The sequence below is a fragment of the Halorubrum kocurii JCM 14978 genome, assembly GCF_000337355.1.
Taxonomy (GTDB): Archaea; Halobacteriota; Halobacteria; order Halobacteriales; family Haloferacaceae; genus Halorubrum; species Halorubrum kocurii.
The window spans coordinates 102,477-118,796 of sequence record NZ_AOJH01000068.1 but is presented as its reverse complement, the minus strand read 5'-3'; the positions used below and the strand labels follow the sequence as shown (position 1 = coordinate 118,796).

The window sequence follows — 16,320 nt, the reverse complement described above, 5'->3', positions numbered from 1 at the left end:
GGCTATCTTGGGCCTTCGGACTTCGCGGCGGCGCCCGTGGCGGCCTCCGTCTCGCTCGCGCGTGGACTCCCGCCGCCGTGCGGGGTGTGGCGCTCGCGGACTCGAACGGTGTGGGCCGTCTCCGTCGCGTCGTCGACGACGAGCGCCTCTCCGGTCTCGGACGGGAGCCGCGAGGCGAGGTCGCCGGGGAGGTAGGTCGCCTCCGCCTCGGCGAGCCGATCGAGGTCGCGCTCGGCGGTGAGCCGGTGGGAGACGAGCAGGTCCGACTGCGAGACGGCGACGCTCGGCAGCGCGCCGGGCCGCTGTGTCGCGCAGACGAGCGAGACGCCGGGCGCACGGCCGCGCGTCAACAGCGTCCGGAGCGCGGGGTCGGCGACGCCGTCGAAGAAGGCGTGCGCCTCGTCGACGAGCAGCCACGGGAGTCGGTCGATTTCCCCGTCGATCCGGGCGTCGTAGAGCCCGCGAGCGACGGCTCTGACGACCGCGGCCGCGGCCGCGTCAGGGATCCCGGCGAGATCGAGCACCGTCGGCACCCCGTCGCTGACGAGACGGGAAACCGGGGGGGCGTCCGCGTCGAACACGCCCCACGACGCCGCGAGCCGCAGATGGTTCGCGGCCGCGCGGCGGTCCGCCGTCGGCGCGTCCGCGGCGTCGACCCGGTCGCGGAGCCCCGCGATCGACGGCGGCTCGTCCGAGCGCTCCGAGTCGCTTCCGGAAGCGACCGCGTCGGTGGCGTCGAGGGCGTCGGCGACGACGCGCCACACGAGACTCCCCGGACCGCTCGCCGGGTCAAGGCCGAGCAGGTCGGGCCACGCCTCCGGGGGAATGGCCGCCGGGCGGACCCGCGGTTCGATGACACGCCCGCCGGCGGCCCGGAGTCCATCGAAGACGCCCATCGGGTCGATCACGACCGGCGCGACGCCGGGGGTCGCCCCGAGCCCCTCCGCGAGGACGCCGAGCGTGTACGACTTCCCGGTCCCCCGCTTACCGAAGACGACGCCGGCGTGCGGGCCGTCGGCGTCCACGCCGACCGCGGCCCCGGCGCTGCCGTCGCGCGCGAGGAACGACCCGAAGCGGACCGTCGGAGGTCGGTCGGCGTCGATCTTCTTGTCCGCGCAGGGGTTCTCGACTCCGCCGTCGGGACCGGAATCGCGTCCGAGGACGTACATAGCCGCGGTGGTCCCGGTATCGCACAAAAACTCCGGGACGGACGCGGAGGCGCGACCCCGGTCGGGCGGTCGAACCCGGCCGAGCCGCGGGGCGGTCGCGCGCTCGACCGACGGGTCCCACCTTTTATCAGAGATACCGCGGCCACCGACGATATGCCCCACTCGAAACGGGACGGACGCACCGCCAACGACCGATCTTTTCGCGCGGATCGTCGGGCCATCGAGGGCCTGCCAGTCAGGCTGGTCATCGCCCTCGTCGTCGGCGTCGCGAGCCTCAGCGTGATGATGGGAATGATCGGAGACATCGACGGGCTGTCCGCGACGGAGCTCGACGCGCAGCCGGAGCCGGAGGTGACGACGCCGGGCGAGCAGTCGATCGACATCGCCGTCCTCGATCCCGACGGCTCTCGCGTCGCGGACGCGACGGTGATCGTCCGGAGCGGGTCGGCACAGATCGACGGCGTCGCCACCGCGACGACAGGGTCGGACGGAACTGCGACCGTCGACGTCGCCCCGGAGCTCGGTCCGAACCAGCCGGACGGTACCCTCACCGTCGAGGTGAAACCGCCGGCGGAGGGCGACTACGTCGACGAGCGCGGGAACACGGAGGTGCTGGTGGTCGCGGAGTGATCAGACCCGGAGGTCACAGGGAAGTCAGATCCGGTCGTCCCAGTCGATCCAGTCCTGCTCCCAGCCGTGACGCGCGAAGTGCCCCTGTTCGGCGCGCTCGGCGTCCTCGCGGCGCGTGCGGTTCCGCTCGACGCCGCGCTGCTCGCCGTCGACGAGCATCGGCTGAAGCCGCGCCGGGCCGGCCGTTTCGACCGTCTGGAACCCGGTCGGTGCGTCGTCGTCCGCTGCATCCTCAGCCCCGTCTCGTCCCGAGACGCGTTCTATCGCGGCGATCGTCTGGACCGCCGTCCCGCGTGGGTAGACGATCCGGCCGCTCTCGGCCAACTGCTCGCGGAGGGCGCGCGGGGGTTCGACGACCCCTGCTTCGAGGAGGATCCGATCGTACGGAGCGTACTCCGGGAGCCCGTTCGCCCCGTCCCGCCGGTCGACGAGGACGGCGTCGTATCCGGCCGTCGAGAGGTTCGAGCGGGCGACCGCGACCGCCTCGCGGTCGATGTCGACCGCGTGGACGCGTCTCGCACCGGCTATCTCGGCGAGGAGCGCGACCGAGTAGCCGACGCCCGCGCCCACGACGAGCACCTCGTCGCCTTCGTCGACGTCGAGCGCGGAGATCAGCCGTACGACCGTCGCCGGGGCGAGCGACCGGTCCCCGTTCCCGCCGCTTCCGGTCCCTTGGCGGGTCGCGCCTCCGCCCGTCGAGACGTCGTCGACGAAGGGGTCGCGGGAGACTCGCTGGAGCGCCGCCAGCACGGGCTCGTCGAGCGTCTCGCCGATCTGGTGTTCGAGCCCCTCGATCATGTCGGCTCGAATCGACGCCTCGTCCATAGTCGAACTCGGTGCTCGGTCCTCTAAAAGCGCTCGTTCGCCGTCGCACCAGTGTTCGCTCCGGCACTCCTCACTGTGTCGGGTCCTCACTGCATCGGAACGAACCGGACGCCCCCGTGGTCCTCGCGGTCGACGCCGTCCTCCTCCACCGTCAGGCGAACGAGCCGCTGTGAGCCGACCTGACCGACCGGGGCGACGACTCGACCGCCCGTCCGGACGCGGTCGACGATCTGGTCGGGGACGCCGCCGACCGGCGCGCAGGTCAGGTAGGCGGCGTCGAAGGGGGGCTCGTCGGGGAACGCCGTCCGTCCGTCGCCGGCGCGAACGGTCACGTCGTAGCCGAGCCGCCGGAGCAGCTCGCGGGCCGAGTCGGCCAGCTCCGGGACGTACTCGACGCTGTAGACGTTTCCCGGACCGACGATCTCGGCGACGACGGCGGCGTGGTAACCGCAGCCCGTGCCGACCTCGAACACCCTGTCGCCGGCCTCGACGTCCAGCAGGTCGGTCATCACCGCGACCATGTGCGGCGCGCTGATCGTCTGGTCGTGTCCGATCGGAAGCGGCCGGTCGGCGTAGGCGTGCGACCGGTGGCGTTCGGGGACGAAGGCGTGCCGCGGTACCGATTCGATCGCCGCGAGCGTCCGCTCGTCGACGTCCAGCCGACGGCGGAGCCCGTCGACGAGTTCGCGGCGGGCCGCGGCGTACTCGGCGTCGTCCATGGGTCGTTCTAACACGCGGCGCGTGGAGAAGCTGTCGGCCGAATAAAACGGGAGTCGTGTCTACGCTACGTCGATCCGGTGGCTGTCGTCCGTCTCGCCGGTGGCCTTCGGGAGAGTGACAGTGAGCACGCCGTGTCGGTACGTCGCGCTCGCGTCCTCGTCGAGGACGGCCGCCGGGAGGTCGACGGACCGGGTGATCGACTCGTGGCGCCGCTCGCGTCGGAGGTATCGTCGGTCCGCGTCCTCGTGCTCCGCGTCGAGCTCGGCGGTGATCGTGAGCCGTCCGTCCGCCGCACGCACGTCGATGTCCTCGCGGTCGTATCCCGGGAGGTCGGCCATCACGACGAACTCGTCGTCGTACTCGGCCACGTCGATGTCGGTGGTCCGGAGGTCACGCCCCCACGTGCGGTCGCCGCCGAAGGGGGTGCGGCCGAAGAACTGCTCGATCTCGTCGAAGGGGTTAGTTCGGTTCATACTACTCACAGAGAGGGAGGGCCGCTGTGGTATTAAACGCGACAGGAGAGCTGATAGCTCGTGTCATGGGCTCCGAGCCGCCTCAGACGGCGGCGCGGTGACGCCCGCTCTCCGGCGGCGACGTCACGACACGTCGATACTGTGGCCGGCGCCATCGGACGACGACCGCTTGGGGAGGGTGACGGTGAGGACGCCGTCGTCGTACGAGGCGGTCGCGCCGTCGCGTTCGACGGGCTCGGGGATCGGGATCCGGCGCGACACCGCGCGATGTCGGCGCTCGTGGCGGTGGTAGCGAACGTCCGTCTCGCCCGTGTCGTCGGGGTCGGCCTCGTCGCCGCCGTCGTCCGCACCCGCGTCGCTCTCGTCGACGGCCGCCTCCACGTCCCGCGTCTCCTCGCGAGTGGCCGCGATCGAGAGTGTCTCGTCGCGAAGCTCCAGTTCGATTTCGTCGGCGTCGAAGCCGGGGAGGTCGGCGAGCACGGTGATCGACTCGTCGTCCTCGATAACGTCGACGTCGACGTCGCGAGCGCCCGGGAATCCGGGGACGCCGGGGCCCGGCGAGTCGAGCGTACCGCCGAGCTCCTCGAACTCCTCTCCCATCCGTTCGAGCAGGTCCTCTATCTCAGTGAAGGGATCTCGTCGCGTCATACAGGTCAGGATTCGAGCCGGAGCGACTTGAACGTACGGCCGGCAGTCGGTGAGCGGGGGGAACGCGAGCGATGCGGACCGCGAGGCGGCCGGCGCCTAGAGGAACGGCCGCCAGTAGTACGGGCTCACGAACCCCTCGATAGCTGCGGCGACCGCGATCAGCAGGCCGATCCCCATCAGCACCCAGAACGCGTTTTCGAGCGCGTCGGCGAACGCGTCGCGCGACAGGCCGCCGCGGAACGCGCGCCAGGAGACGATCCCGAGATGGATGCCGAGCGCCCCGGAGATGAACAGCGCGGGGATTTCGAGGATCCCGTGAGGGGCGACGAACGCGAGGAGCGCAGCGAGGTTCTCCTCTAACGCCGCGGTGGCGCCGAGCGCGACCCCGTTGAACGCGATCGAAGAGAGGGCTGGGACCACGAGTGCGACGCCGGCGAACGAGGTCGCCATCGCGACGGACCAGTTGTTCCCGAAGAAGTTGAGCGCGGCCGTCGGCGGGAGGTGGCCGACCAACCGCCCCTCGATCGAGGTGGTGACCGCGCCGACGAAGGGGTCGGCGGCGAGCCAGCCGACGGCACCGAACCCGACGCCGACGAGGACGGCGACGGCGTGGAGCCCCGGCGTTCGGCGAACGAACGCGGTCAGCTCCCGCCAGCCGCGGCGGACGCCCCCAAGGAACTGGTCGCGGAGCCGGACCTCGACCGGTTCGACGGGCGCGACCGCGCCGCGGAAGTCGCCGTACAGGGCGGTCTTGAGCAGGTCGAGCGCGGGTGCGGCGACGACCGCGCTGGCGAGTGCGACGACGGCCCCGCCGCCGAGGAAGGCGAGCGCTGACGCGGCCGAGGAGATCGCCACGAGCACGCCGACGGCGACGACGAGGTACGCGAGCGCGTCGACGGGGTTCGACCGGATGAATCCGCCGGCCCCCTCGAGAGCGCCGACCACGCCGGTCTCGTCGACGACGACCGCGGCCGGCGCGAAGGCGAACACCGCGCGGACGAGGAGCAGGACGACGAGCCCGACGAGCAGTGCGAAGAGCGCGACCGCGGCGCCGAGGAAGGGGTTGACGAGGAACGCGCCGCCCACCGCGAGCGCTGCGAGGAGCGACACCCCGACCCACAGCAGGAACTCGGCGACGTAGAGGCCGAGGAACGTGAGCCAACGCTCCCGAACGCCGGCGATCCCGGCGGTCAGCCCGCGGCCGCCGCGGACCCGACCGGCGACGGCCGACATCTGACCGGCGGAGACCGCGGCGTACGTCAGGAGGGCTAAGACGACCGTCGCGGCCGTCCCGGCGGTCACGAGCAGGACCGCGGTCGGCGACGCGAGCGGTTCGAGCGCGGGCCCGACGGTCTCGGCCCACGCTTGGACTGCCTCGGGGTCCTGCGTGCCGGGCGGCGTCAGGTCGAGGTCGGCGAGCGCGCGGCGCGCATCGGCGAGCCGACCGGTCAGCTCGTAGTGGAGGTACGTCCCGGCGAGCGCGACGAAGAGGCCCATCCGAGCGATGACGGGGACGGCCGTGCCGAGGAGGTAAAACGGGAGTAGGTCGGCGGGGCGCCGTCGGAGGGTCGACGCGGTGAGGGAGACGGCGGATGAGAGGTCCATGCGAAGCGTTTCGGCGGTCTGATACTTAAAAGCCGAGTGGCGAGGCGTCACTCCGAGACGCGGTCCGACCTGCCGTCCGTCGCCGGACCGCCTGACCGCGGGTCACCGAAGGGTCGGGTCGTCGGCTGCGTCGTCGATCCCGCGCTCGGCCATCATCCCCGCGGCGCGGTCGGCCCACCCCGAGTAGCGGAAGCCGGCGGCGACGACGAGCGCCATCCACGCGTACGCGAGGAACACGCCGACGTAGGCCCCCTGCGGACCGAAACCGGCCGTCCGCCCGAGCAGCCACGACACCCCGAGGAAGAAGACGAACATCCCGGAGACGCGGGCGACGAGCGGGATCCGGGTCTCGCTGGCCCCCTGCAGCGCCCCGGAGAGCGCGGAGAAGCAGACAAGCGCGCCGCCGGCGAGGCCGTAGACCCGAGCGAAGTCGACGGCGTACGCGACGGTGGGGGCGTCGTCGGTGAACACCGGCACCAGCCGGGGCGCGAGCGCGACCAGGGCGATCCCGATCGCCCCGACCGTGAGCACGCCCAGTCCGGCGACGGCCCACCCGTTGAACCGCGCCTCGTCGGGGTCGCCGGCGCCGAGCGACTGGCCGACCAGCACCGAGGCCGCGACGTTGTACCCGCGCGAGAGCGGGCCGGTCACCTGCTGGTACACCCGCCGCCCGATCTGGAACCCGGCGTTGACCGACTCGCCGAAGCCTAAAAGCAGCGCGTTGAACGGGAACTCGGCGATCTCGGCGCCGAACCCTTCGAGCACGCGAGGGGCGCTCACCCGGAGCAGCTGCCTCGCGATCGTGGGGTCGCGGGGGCGCGCGAACGAGGCCTCGGTCCACGGGCCCCAGATCGCGAGACAGAGGAGTCCGGCGGTGAGGACGTTGGCGCCCGCGGTCGCGAGGCCGACCCCGACGACCTCCAGCCGCGGGAGCCCGAAGAGGCCGAGCCCGAGGAGGACCGAGCCCGCGATGTTGACGGAGTTGGCGGCGACGTTGACGTACATCGGCGTCCGGGTGTCGCCGGTCCCCTGGAGCGCGCGGGCGGCGACCAGCGCGACGTGGCGTGCGGGAGCGGTCGCGAAGACGATCGCGAGGTACGTCGACCCGAGCGCGACGACGTCCGGAGCGGTCCGTTCGCCGACGAGCCGCCCGAAGACGTCGATCGCGTACTCGCCGAAGAAGAGGCCGAAGAGCACGAACGGGATCCCCGCGAGCGCGCCGACCAGGATCGCCTGCGTCACCGCCTCGTCGCGCGTGTCGGTCGCGCCCGCGCCGGTGTCCTGCGAGGAGAGGGCTATCGCGCCGCCTCCGAGTCCGAGCCCGAACCGGAGCGGGAAGCGGGCGTAGAGGTCGGCGAGGCCGATCGCGACCACGGCCGCCGGCGAGAAGAGCGCGGTGACGAGGATGTCGGTCGTCCGCATCGCGGTGCGGAACGTCTGTTCGGCCATGACCGGCCACGCGAGCGAGAACACTCGCGTCCAGACGCGCCGCAACCGCGCGAGGTCCATGTATCACCGCGGAGGGGCGGGCGGGCTTTCACCGTATCGGAGTCAGCGGGTCCCGCCGGATGTGACCCGCGTCGGGAGGGAGGCGAGTGTCGTCCGCCGGCCCGAACGTTGAAACGTGCGAACAATACACATACACACGGACATGGACGTCTTCGTGTACGGTACCCTGACCGAACCGGACCGAGTCGCCGAGGTGCTCGACTCGTACGTGTACGTCGGGCCGGCGACGCTGTCCGGGCTCCACCTCGTCGAGGGGCGGTACCCGACGCTCGTGCCGGGCGGCGAGACCGGCGGGCGGCTCCTCCGGACCGAGGAGATGGACGCCCTCGACGAGTACGAGGGCGTCGACGCGGGCCTGTACCGGCGGGTTGCGGTCCCGCTCGACGCGCCCGAGGGCCACCCGGACGAGGCGGCGGTGTACGTCGGCGACCCCGACCGGCTCGGCGCGGACGCGACGTGGCCGGGCGGTGACGGGAGCGAGCGCGACGGTTCCGTGGGAGACCGCGCCGGCGACGATAGCGGGTTCGCCGATCGGGTCGACCGCTACCTCGAACGGGAAGCCGTCCGGGTCCGCCTGACCCCCGGAGATCCCGTCTGACGGAGAGATGACGGCGTCGCAGTCGTGCGGTTTCACTTTCACTCCGCTAGCCCCACCTTTTTGTATTCGGCACGTCTCGTTCCACTTGCACGTCACACGCGTGCATTCCCCCTTTCACAGACGGCGAGCCCGCGGCTCGGTCTCGGCTCGCTCCGTTCACCGGCGAGCCGCGACGGAACGGACCGGAACCGATTAGCGGCCGGCGCGGCGAAACCGGTGTATGATAACCCTCTCCGACGTACGCGAGGCGCGCGAGCGCGTCGGCGACGTGGCCCGGCACACGCCCTTAGAGCGGTCGCGGAGCTTCTCCGAGATGAGCGGCGCCGACCTCCACCTCAAGCTGGAGAACTTCCAGCGCACCGGCGCGTTCAAGATCCGCGGGGCGATGAACCGGATCGCCACGCTCTCCGAGGCGGAGCGCGAGGCCGGCGTGGTCACCGCGAGCGCGGGCAACCACGCGCAGGGGGTCGCGCTCGCGGCCGACCGCGCCGGCGTCGACGCCACGGTCGTGATGCCGCGGTTCGCCCCCGTCTCGAAGGTGAAGGCCACTCGCGGGTACGGCGCCAGCGTCCGGTTGGAGGGCGTCGACTACGACGAGGCGCAGGCGTACGCCCACGAGCTCGAGCGCAGGGAGGACCGGACGTACGTCCACGCGTTCGACGACCCCGTGGTGATGGCCGGGCAGGGGACGCTCGGCCTGGAGATCGTCGACGACTGCCCCGACCTCGACACGGTCGTCGTCCCGATCGGCGGCGGCGGGCTCATCTCGGGCGTGGCGGTCGCGATCAAAGAGCAGCTCCCGGACGTGCGCGTCGTCGGCGTGCAGGCCGAGGGCGCGGCCTCCGCCGGCGAGTCGCTGAAAAAGGGGGAGGTCCACGAGATCGACAGCGTCGACACGATCGCCGACGGGATCGCCACCCGATCGGTCGGCGAACAGACCCTCGAGGTGATGTCGGCGTACGTCGACGAGGTCGTCACGGTCGACGACCGCGAGATCGCCCTGGCGCTCACGCTCCTCCTGGAGCGCGCGAAGACGCTCGTCGAGGGCGCCGGCGCGGTCGCGCTCGCGGCCGTCCTCTCGGAGGCGTTCGAGTACGAGGACGACGAGACGATCGTGGCCGCGCTCTGCGGCGGCAACATCGACCTCAACCGCCTCGGCACCGTGATCCGCCGCGGACTGGTCCAGATGGGCCGGTACCTCAAGATCACGATCGACCTGAAGGACCGGCCCGGCGAGTTAGAGCGCGTCTCCAGCATCGTCGCCCGCACCGGCGCGAACGTGTACGCGGTCCACCACGACCGCACCTCGCGGGACGTGGCCGTCAACGCCGCGGAGCTCGAACTCGAACTGGAGACCGACGACGCCGAACACGCCGCCGACATCGTCGACGCCCTCGAAGCCGAGGGGTACGAGGTCGAGGTGCTCTCGTGATCGCGGACGAATACTTATAAATAGACTCTGCGGTGGCGCGCGTCTCCGAGCGCCCGCAGTGCGCGAGTAGGGAGGGACCGGAGGGCTCTCGCTGGAGTCGGTCGCCCGTCGCTTCGCTCCGGGCGACTGACAGGGCGAGAGCGAAGCTCTCGCTTGCAGCCGGACGTAGTCCGGCGACGAGGCTGGGGAGGCGTGAGGCGGTGTGCGGTCGGGTGGGACTCAGAGGGGCTCTGGAAGTGATCACCGCAGCGTCGTCGGTCCCTTATAAACAGCCAAACACTCTAACCTCTCGACCCGAAATCCGCTACTCGGCGTCGAAGTCGTCCTCGCTGGCCGCGGTCGTACAGACCGGACAGCCGGTGTCGAGGATCGTCTCCCGCATCTCGTCGTTAACCTCGATGGTCTGCATGCAGTCGGGGCAGGTGAATTGGACGGTGAGCAACGCTTTCCCCCTCGTTGTCGGGAACGGCGGCGGGCGGTATAAATGACCGGCTTCCGGGCCCTTTCCCCGCCGTCCCGTCGCTTACTCCGTCCGCGGGACCGCGTACGCGCCCAGCGCGAGCAACGCGAGGGCGAGGACCGAGAGCACCGCCAGGTCCCCGAGCCACGGGCCCGGCTCGTAGATGATCGCTCGCGTCCCGCGGGCGAAGTACGTCAGCGGCGAGGCCGCGACCGCCGGCAGGAACCACTCCGGCAGCAGGTCGGGCGAGACGAACGTCTCGGAGAGGAAGAGGAGGGGGAGCGCGATCGTGTTGCTCGCGGCGATCACGCCGTCCTGCGAGTCGGCGAGTGCGCCGAGCAGCGCCCCGAGCCCGCAGAAGAGCGCGACGCCGACGGCGACGAAGACGGGCAACGCCGCCAGCGCGGGCGAGACGACCGGCTCCGCGTCGGTCACGGCCAGCACGAGCCCGAGGATGAGGAGGCTCGCCGCGCCGATGATCGCGACGTTGACCAGCGTGTGCGCGAGCAGCCACTCGCTCCGCGAGAGCGGCGTCGTCGCAAGCTTCTCGAACCGCCCCCCGTCGCGGTGGCGAGCGATCTCGGAGCCGACGCGCGACAGCGGCGTGAACAGCACGACGACCGCGAGGTAGCCGGGGATGTAGTAGCCGGCGGGCTCCGCGAACAGCCCGCCGCCGGTCGGCTGCGTCTGGACCAGCGCGCCGAAGATCATCACGAGGATCACGGGGAAAAAGAAGGTGAAGAACACCGCCGTCCGCCGCCGGAGGAACGACCGCGCCGCCGCGCTCGCCTCGGTCGCGATCCGCCCGAAGCGGCTCATCGGTCGCCCCCGTCGGGGTCCGCCTCGCCGACCTCGCCCGACCGCGGCGAGTACTCCTCGCCGGTGAGCCGGAGGTACACGTCCTCGAGCGAGGGCTCGGACCACGCGAGCGACTCGAAGGCGACCCCGGCCGCGTCCAGCGCGTCGACGGCGTTCCCGATCCCCTCGGGCCGGACGCCCACGATCCGGAGGCCCCCGCGGGTGGACTCGACGGCGGGCGCGTCCGGCCCCGCTCCCGCGGCTCGGTCCGAGAGCGCGTCGCGAAGCGCCCCCCGGACCGCCTCGGTGTCGGCCTCCTCGGCGGGGCCGTCGAGCGCGACCTCCAACCGCGGCTCGCCGCCGTGCGCGGCGATCAGCGCCTCGGGGGCGCCGACCGCGACGACCGCGCCCTCTCTGAGGAGCGCGACGCGGTCGGCGAGCCGCTCGACCTCGTCCATCGCGTGGCTCGTGAGGAAGACCGTCGTGCCGCCGTCCGCCAGCCGCTCGATCAGCCGGTGGATCGACCGCCGCCCGGCCGGGTCGATCCCCGTGGTCGGCTCGTCGAGGAAGAGGAGGTCGGGGTCGTTGACGATCGCGGTGGCGACGCAGGTCCGGCGCTTCTGCCCGCCCGAGAGCGTCTCGTACCACGCGTCGGCGTCGTCGGCCATCCCCACGTCCCGGAGGACGGGCTCGGTGTCGCGGGCCGCGTCGTACAGCCCGCCGTAGTAGTCGACCAGCTCGGTCGCCGTGAGCCGCTCCGGCGGGTCGAACGACTGCGGGAGCAGCCCGATCCGCTGCGGGTCGACCTCGCGCGGCGGCACCCCGAACACCCGCAGGTCGCCCTCGGCCTCGGTCGTACCCGTCAGCGCGCGCACGAGCGTCGTCTTCCCAGCGCCGTTGGGACCGATCAGCCCGAACACCTCGCCGGGCTCGACGCGGATCTCGACGCCGTCGAGCGCGACGACCTCGCCGTACGACTTGCGGACGCCCTCGCCGACGACGACCGGGTCGGAGCCGGCGCCGTCCGCGGCGTCGCGGTCCCTGCCTTCGGCCGCGGACGCCGACGCGGCCGCAGTCTCGTTCATGCGAACGAGTCGGGGTCCCGCGCGCGTAAGGGTTGCTCTTCCGGTCGGCCGGGAGAGGAAAGTCGACGGGAGGGAGGATACCGGTCCCGGTCCGTTACGCCTAAGCGACGGCGAGCCGACCCACGGCGTATGCACTACCACGAGGCGGCGGCGTTCCTCTTCGACCTCCGCCGTTTCTCGGTGAAGCCGGGGACCGAGCGCGTGGCGGCCCTGCTCGACCGGCTCGGGAACCCCGAGGAGGACGTGCCGTTCGTGCAGGTCGCGGGCTCGAACGGGAAGGGAAGCACGGTGCGCATGACCGAGTCGATCCTGCGCGAGGCCGGGTTCTCCGTCGGCCTCTACACCTCGCCGCACCTCTCCGCGCTCGCCGAGCGGGTCCGGGTCGACGGAATCGCGATGACCGAGGACGCGATCGCCGAGTTCGTCGAGGAGGCGAAGCCGTGGCTCGTCGAGCGCGCCGCGGCCGGCGAGCCCCTCACCTTCTTCGAGGTCGTCACGGCGATGGCGATCCACGACTTCGCGCGCCGCGAGGTCGACGTGGCGGTCTTGGAGGTCGGGCTCGGCGGCGAGTACGACGCCACCAGCGCGGTCGACCCCGTCGCGACCGCGGTCACGAACGTCTCGCTCGAACACACCGCGGTCCTCGGCGACACGATCGCGGAGATCGCCCGCACCAAGTCTCGGATCGCGAACGCGGGCGCGCCCCTCGTCACCGCCTGCGAGGGCGAGGCGCTGTCGGTCGTCCGCGAGGTCGCCGACGACGCCGGCGCCCCGGTCGCGACCGTAGCGGGGGCCCGGCGAGACGGGCACCCGGAGGGGGACGCGGACGACGCAGCCGACGGCGACGCCGAGCCCGCCCTCTCCGTCGCGTACGAGGGCCGCGTGAGCCCGACCGACTCCGAGGTGACGCTGGCCGGCGAGGTCGACGGGACGTACCGGATCCCGCTGGTCGGCGACCACCAGGCGACGAACGCGGGAATCGCGGTCGCGCTCGCTCGCCGCACCGCGGCCGCCCTCGGAGACGGGGGCGCCGAGGGGGCCGGCGACGCCCTCCCCGACGCGGCGGTCCGCGACGGCCTCGCCCGAGCGACGTGGCCCGGGCGGTTCGAGGTGGTCGACACGGCCCCGCTGACGGTGCTCGACGGCGCGCACAACCCGGCGGCCTGCCGGACCCTGGCGGGGACCCTCGACGAGTACGACTACGACGACCTTCAGCTCGTGTACGGCGCGATGCACGACAAGGACCACGCGAGCGCCGCGAGCGCGCTCCCCGCGGCCGCCTCGGCGATCACCTGTCGCCCGGACCTCGACCGCGCGGAGGACCCCGAGGTGCTGGCCGCCGCCCTGCGGACGGCGGGCGTCGACGAGGTGACCGCCGGCGGCGACGTGGCCGCCGCCCTCGACGCCGCGGTCGAGCGCGCCGACCCCGACGACTGCGTGCTGCTCGTCGGGTCGCTGTTCGCGGTCGCCGAGGCGCGCGCGGCGCGCATGCGGACCGTGACGCCGCGGTCGGTCGGGGGGAGCGACCCCGCCGCGGACGCGGCCCGCGCGCTCGAGGTCGGCGGGGCCCCACCGGACGCAGCCCGCGCCGACCGCATCGACCACCGCGTCCTCTCCCTCCGGCTCCGCGGCGACCGCGCGGAGCGGATCGCCGCCGCCCTCCGCGAGGTCGGCGGCGACGCCGCGGTCGGTGGGCTCGGCGCCGGAGCCGGCCGCGTCCCGGGCGGCGAGCGCGTCCCCGTCACGCTCGCGGGGACGGTCGAAGAGTACCGCGAGCTGCTCGGTCGGCTCCGCGAGGCGGGTCGCGAGAGCGAGGAGTTCGCGGGGATCGCGGCCGACGTCGCGGACCGGCTCGGTATCGACGGGAACTCGCGAGGCGTCGCCGGCTCCGGCCCCGACGACGGCTACCCCTGGATCGACGGCACCGCCGTCATGGGCGTCCTCAACGTCACGCCGGACTCCTTCCACGACGGGGGGCGACACGCCGGGCTCGACGACGCGGTCGCGGGCGTCGAGCGGATGGTCGAGGCGGGCGTCGACATCGTGGACGTCGGCGGCGAGTCGACCCGGCCGGGGGCCGAGCCCGTACCGGTGGACGAGGAGATCGACCGCGTGGTCCCGACGCTCGAAGCGATCCGGTCGGTGCCGGCGGTCGCCGACGGCGACGTACTGGTCTCCGTCGACACGCGGAAGCCGGCGGTCGCGGCGGCCGCCCTCGACGCCGGCGCGGACATCATCAACGACGTGACCGGCCTGGCGGACCCGGAGATGCGCGAGGTCGTCGCCGACGCCGACTGTCCGGTCGTGGTGATGCACAGCCTCGACGCGCCCGTCGACCCGACGAACGACCCCGAGTACGACGACGCCGTCGACGACGTGATCGCGGCGCTCCGCGAGCGGCTCGCGCTGGCCGAGACCGCCGGCATCGACCGCAAGAAGGTGATCGTCGACCCCGGGCTCGGCTTCGACAAGTCGGCCGCGGAGGCGTTCGAGCTGATCGACCGCGTCGGTGAGTTCGCGGCGCTCGACTGCCCGGTCCTCATCGGCCACTCGCACAAATCGATGTTCGAGGCGGTCGACCGCGACCCGGACGACCGCGAGCACGCCACCGTCGCCGCGACCGCGCTCGCCGCCGACCGCGGCGCCGACATCGTCCGAGTCCACGACGTGGCGGAGAACCGAGCCGCCGTCGACGTCGCCGCCGCGGTGAACGGGTCTCTGCGCGGAGCGCGACGACCCGACGCCGACTCCGAGGGGAACGCCCCCGGCGAATGACGGCAGCGTTTTGCGTCGCGGCTCCCTCGCGTCGGTATGGCCCGGCGTCTGCTGCTCGGCTGTAGCGCGGTCGGGAACACGCTCGTCGAGCGGACCCGCGAGGCGCGCGGCGAACTCGTCGCGATCACCGACGACACGGGGTGGGCCTCCACCCTGCGCGACCGCAACGTCGCCACCGTGGAGGCCGACCCGACCGACCCCGCGACGTACCCCGACAGCGCCGCGGTCGTGCTGGTCGCGAGCGACGACCCGGCGCGGAACGTCGCCGCCGCGGAGGCCGCGAGGGAACGCTATCCCGACGCGATGATCGTCGCGCACGTCGGCACGAACCCGACCGCGGCCCAACAGGACGCGGTGCGGGCGGTCGCCGACCGCGTCGTCGACCCGGTCGAGGCCATCGTCTCCCGGGTCCGCGAGGCGACCGGCGTCGACGCCCACGAGGAGCCGGTCCGGCTGCTGAAAACGCTCCGGAACCTCTCCGGCCCGCTGCTGGTCGTCGCGCACGACAACCCCGACCCGGACGCCATCGCGAGCGCCCTCGGACTGGTTCGAGTCGCCGAGTCGATCGGCGTCCCCGCGGACGCCTGTTACGGCGGGGAGATCGCCCATCAGGAGAACCGCGCGATGGTGAACTTACTCGACCTCTCGCTGCGGACCTTCGACGGGACCGACCTCGACGACTACGACGGGGTCGCCCTCGTCGACCACTCGCGCGCCGGGATCAACGACAGCCTCCCCGAGGGACACCCGGTCGACATCGTCGTCGACCACCATCCCCCGCGGGGGCCCGTCGCCGGCGAGTTCGTCGACATCCGACCGGACGCCGGCGCGACGAGCACGCTGATTGAGGAGTACCTCTCGCGGCTCGGGATCGAGCCGGAGCGGGACCTCGCGACCGCCCTCCTGTACGGGATCCGGATCGACACGAAGGATTTCACGCGGTCGACGTCGATCCCGGACTTCGAGGCGGCCGCGTCGCTGTCGGCGTTCGCCGACGAGTCGACGCTCGAACGGGTCGAGAGCCCGAGCGTGAGCCCGGAGACGCTCCGCGTGCTCGCTCGCGCAATCGAGGGGCGGGACGTGCGCGGCTCGACCGTCGCCTCCTGCGTCGGCGAGATCGGCGACCGCGACGCCCTCGCGCAGGCCGCCGAGCGCCTCCTCGATCTGGACGGGATCGCGGTGACGTTCGTGTTCGGCTACATGGACGGAGTGATCTACGGCTCCGCCCGCGCCCGGGGCGCCGACCTCGACGTGGGCGAACTGCTCCGCGACGCGCTCGACACGGTCGGCTCCGCCGGCGGCCACGCGACCATGGCCGGCGCGCAGGTCTCGCTCGGCATCCTCCAAGAAGTGACGGACGAGGAGTCGCTCGAAGACGTCGTCGAGACGTTCGTCGCCGGGCGCTTCTTCGAGGCGCTCGACGACGCGCCCTCGCCGCCGTCGGGGGCGCTCCCGGAGTTCCCGACGGACTGAGGACGGCGGCGACGGGAGCCGACCGACGCGTCCGTCGCCGTGCGATAGGTGATCGTCCGCCGGTCGTGCAGCGAAGACGCAACGGTCGCAACCTACATACTTCGCGACGGCGAACCGGCA

15 protein-coding genes are annotated in these 16,320 nt (G+C 72.6%); 5 read left to right on the top strand and 10 right to left on the bottom strand.

From position 1 onward, the window contains the following. Positions 1–2: 2 nt before the first annotated feature. Complete coding sequence (locus C468_RS10935) at positions 3–1,169, bottom strand: ATP-binding protein (protein WP_008848951.1); 1,167 nt, start codon at positions 1,167–1,169, stop codon at positions 3–5. A gap of 153 nt (positions 1,170–1,322) precedes the next feature. Between C468_RS10935 and C468_RS10930 the strand changes: the two genes are divergently transcribed. Continuing rightward, positions 1,323–1,799, top strand: a complete 477-nt coding sequence (locus tag C468_RS10930; RefSeq protein ID WP_008848950.1) for a DUF7382 domain-containing protein — start codon at positions 1,323–1,325, stop codon at positions 1,797–1,799. Positions 1,800–1,823: 24 nt separating this feature from the next. Here C468_RS10930 and C468_RS10925 read toward each other — a convergent pair whose 3' ends face one another. The 6 genes from C468_RS10925 to C468_RS10900 form a co-directional block, all read right to left on the bottom strand. After that, the gene (locus C468_RS10925) at positions 1,824–2,624 is read right to left on the bottom strand and encodes a protein-L-isoaspartate O-methyltransferase family protein (RefSeq protein ID WP_008848949.1); all 801 of its coding nucleotides are present in this window, start codon (positions 2,622–2,624) and stop codon (positions 1,824–1,826) included. A gap of 86 nt (positions 2,625–2,710) precedes the next feature. Continuing rightward, entirely contained in the window at positions 2,711–3,343 is a 633-nt protein-coding gene (locus tag C468_RS10920; RefSeq protein WP_008848948.1) for a protein-L-isoaspartate(D-aspartate) O-methyltransferase, read from the bottom strand. Positions 3,344–3,403: 60 nt separating this feature from the next. Then, positions 3,404–3,817 carry an Hsp20/alpha crystallin family protein gene (locus C468_RS10915; protein ID WP_008848947.1) on the bottom strand — a complete coding sequence of 138 codons (414 nt, stop codon included), beginning with the start codon at positions 3,815–3,817 and terminating at the stop codon, positions 3,404–3,406. 123 nt (positions 3,818–3,940) lie between these two features. Next, on the bottom strand, positions 3,941–4,465 hold the full coding sequence (locus C468_RS10910) for an Hsp20/alpha crystallin family protein (protein WP_008848946.1): 525 nt from the start codon (positions 4,463–4,465) through the stop codon (positions 3,941–3,943). Positions 4,466–4,561: 96 nt separating this feature from the next. Further along, positions 4,562–6,070, bottom strand: a complete 1,509-nt coding sequence (locus C468_RS10905) for a stage II sporulation protein M (RefSeq protein ID WP_008848945.1) — start codon at positions 6,068–6,070, stop codon at positions 4,562–4,564. 102 nt (positions 6,071–6,172) lie between these two features. Then, the gene (locus tag C468_RS10900; RefSeq protein ID WP_008848944.1) at positions 6,173–7,579 is read right to left on the bottom strand and encodes an MATE family efflux transporter; all 1,407 of its coding nucleotides are present in this window, start codon (positions 7,577–7,579) and stop codon (positions 6,173–6,175) included. A 142-nt stretch (positions 7,580–7,721) separates the two neighbouring features. Between C468_RS10900 and C468_RS10895 the strand changes: the two genes are divergently transcribed. Beyond that, the gene (locus C468_RS10895; protein ID WP_008848943.1) at positions 7,722–8,177 is read left to right on the top strand and encodes a gamma-glutamylcyclotransferase family protein; all 456 of its coding nucleotides are present in this window, start codon (positions 7,722–7,724) and stop codon (positions 8,175–8,177) included. A 220-nt stretch (positions 8,178–8,397) separates the two neighbouring features. Next, positions 8,398–9,609: a threonine ammonia-lyase gene (gene ilvA / locus C468_RS10890; protein ID WP_008848942.1), complete on the top strand. Its 1,212-nt coding sequence runs from the start codon at positions 8,398–8,400 to the stop codon at positions 9,607–9,609. Between the two features lie 304 nt (positions 9,610–9,913). Here ilvA and C468_RS18650 read toward each other — a convergent pair whose 3' ends face one another. From C468_RS18650 to C468_RS10880, 3 genes are all read right to left on the bottom strand, one after another. After that, complete coding sequence (locus tag C468_RS18650) at positions 9,914–10,051, bottom strand: DUF7560 family zinc ribbon protein (RefSeq protein WP_152422909.1); 138 nt, start codon at positions 10,049–10,051, stop codon at positions 9,914–9,916. An 81-nt stretch (positions 10,052–10,132) separates the two neighbouring features. After that, entirely contained in the window at positions 10,133–10,888 is a 756-nt protein-coding gene (locus tag C468_RS10885; protein ID WP_008848941.1) for an ABC transporter permease, read from the bottom strand. After that, on the bottom strand, positions 10,885–11,952 hold the full coding sequence (locus C468_RS10880; RefSeq protein WP_008848940.1) for an ABC transporter ATP-binding protein: 1,068 nt from the start codon (positions 11,950–11,952) through the stop codon (positions 10,885–10,887). Before C468_RS10880 ends, C468_RS10885 begins: the two co-directional genes overlap by 4 nt. A gap of 129 nt (positions 11,953–12,081) precedes the next feature. On the opposite strand from C468_RS10880, the gene folP reads away from it, so the two are divergent. Both folP and C468_RS10870 read left to right on the top strand, forming a co-directional pair. Then, positions 12,082–14,727, top strand: a complete 2,646-nt coding sequence (gene folP, locus C468_RS10875; RefSeq protein WP_008848939.1) for a dihydropteroate synthase — start codon at positions 12,082–12,084, stop codon at positions 14,725–14,727. A gap of 36 nt (positions 14,728–14,763) precedes the next feature. Then, positions 14,764–16,200, top strand: a complete 1,437-nt coding sequence (locus tag C468_RS10870; protein WP_008848938.1) for a DHH family phosphoesterase — start codon at positions 14,764–14,766, stop codon at positions 16,198–16,200. Positions 16,201–16,320: the final 120 nt, after the last annotated feature.

Coding starts and splice junctions, on each gene's coding strand:
- C468_RS10925 (WP_008848949.1), bottom strand. CDS start 2,624: ATGGACGAGGCGTCGATTCGAGCCGACATGATCGAGGGGCTCGAACAC.
- C468_RS10930 (WP_008848950.1), top strand. CDS start 1,323: ATGCCCCACTCGAAACGGGACGGACGCACCGCCAACGACCGATCTTTT.
- C468_RS10885 (WP_008848941.1), bottom strand. CDS start 10,888: ATGAGCCGCTTCGGGCGGATCGCGACCGAGGCGAGCGCGGCGGCGCGG.
- C468_RS10900 (WP_008848944.1), bottom strand. CDS start 7,579: ATGGACCTCGCGCGGTTGCGGCGCGTCTGGACGCGAGTGTTCTCGCTC.
- C468_RS10915 (WP_008848947.1), bottom strand. CDS start 3,817: ATGAACCGAACTAACCCCTTCGACGAGATCGAGCAGTTCTTCGGCCGC.
- C468_RS10880 (WP_008848940.1), bottom strand. CDS start 11,952: ATGAACGAGACTGCGGCCGCGTCGGCGTCCGCGGCCGAAGGCAGGGAC.
- ilvA (WP_008848942.1), top strand. CDS start 8,398: ATGATAACCCTCTCCGACGTACGCGAGGCGCGCGAGCGCGTCGGCGAC.
- C468_RS10905 (WP_008848945.1), bottom strand. CDS start 6,070: ATGGACCTCTCATCCGCCGTCTCCCTCACCGCGTCGACCCTCCGACGG.
- C468_RS10935 (WP_008848951.1), bottom strand. CDS start 1,169: ATGTACGTCCTCGGACGCGATTCCGGTCCCGACGGCGGAGTCGAGAAC.
- C468_RS10895 (WP_008848943.1), top strand. CDS start 7,722: ATGGACGTCTTCGTGTACGGTACCCTGACCGAACCGGACCGAGTCGCC.
- C468_RS10910 (WP_008848946.1), bottom strand. CDS start 4,465: ATGACGCGACGAGATCCCTTCACTGAGATAGAGGACCTGCTCGAACGG.
- C468_RS10920 (WP_008848948.1), bottom strand. CDS start 3,343: ATGGACGACGCCGAGTACGCCGCGGCCCGCCGCGAACTCGTCGACGGG.
- C468_RS10870 (WP_008848938.1), top strand. CDS start 14,764: ATGGCCCGGCGTCTGCTGCTCGGCTGTAGCGCGGTCGGGAACACGCTC.
- folP (WP_008848939.1), top strand. CDS start 12,082: ATGCACTACCACGAGGCGGCGGCGTTCCTCTTCGACCTCCGCCGTTTC.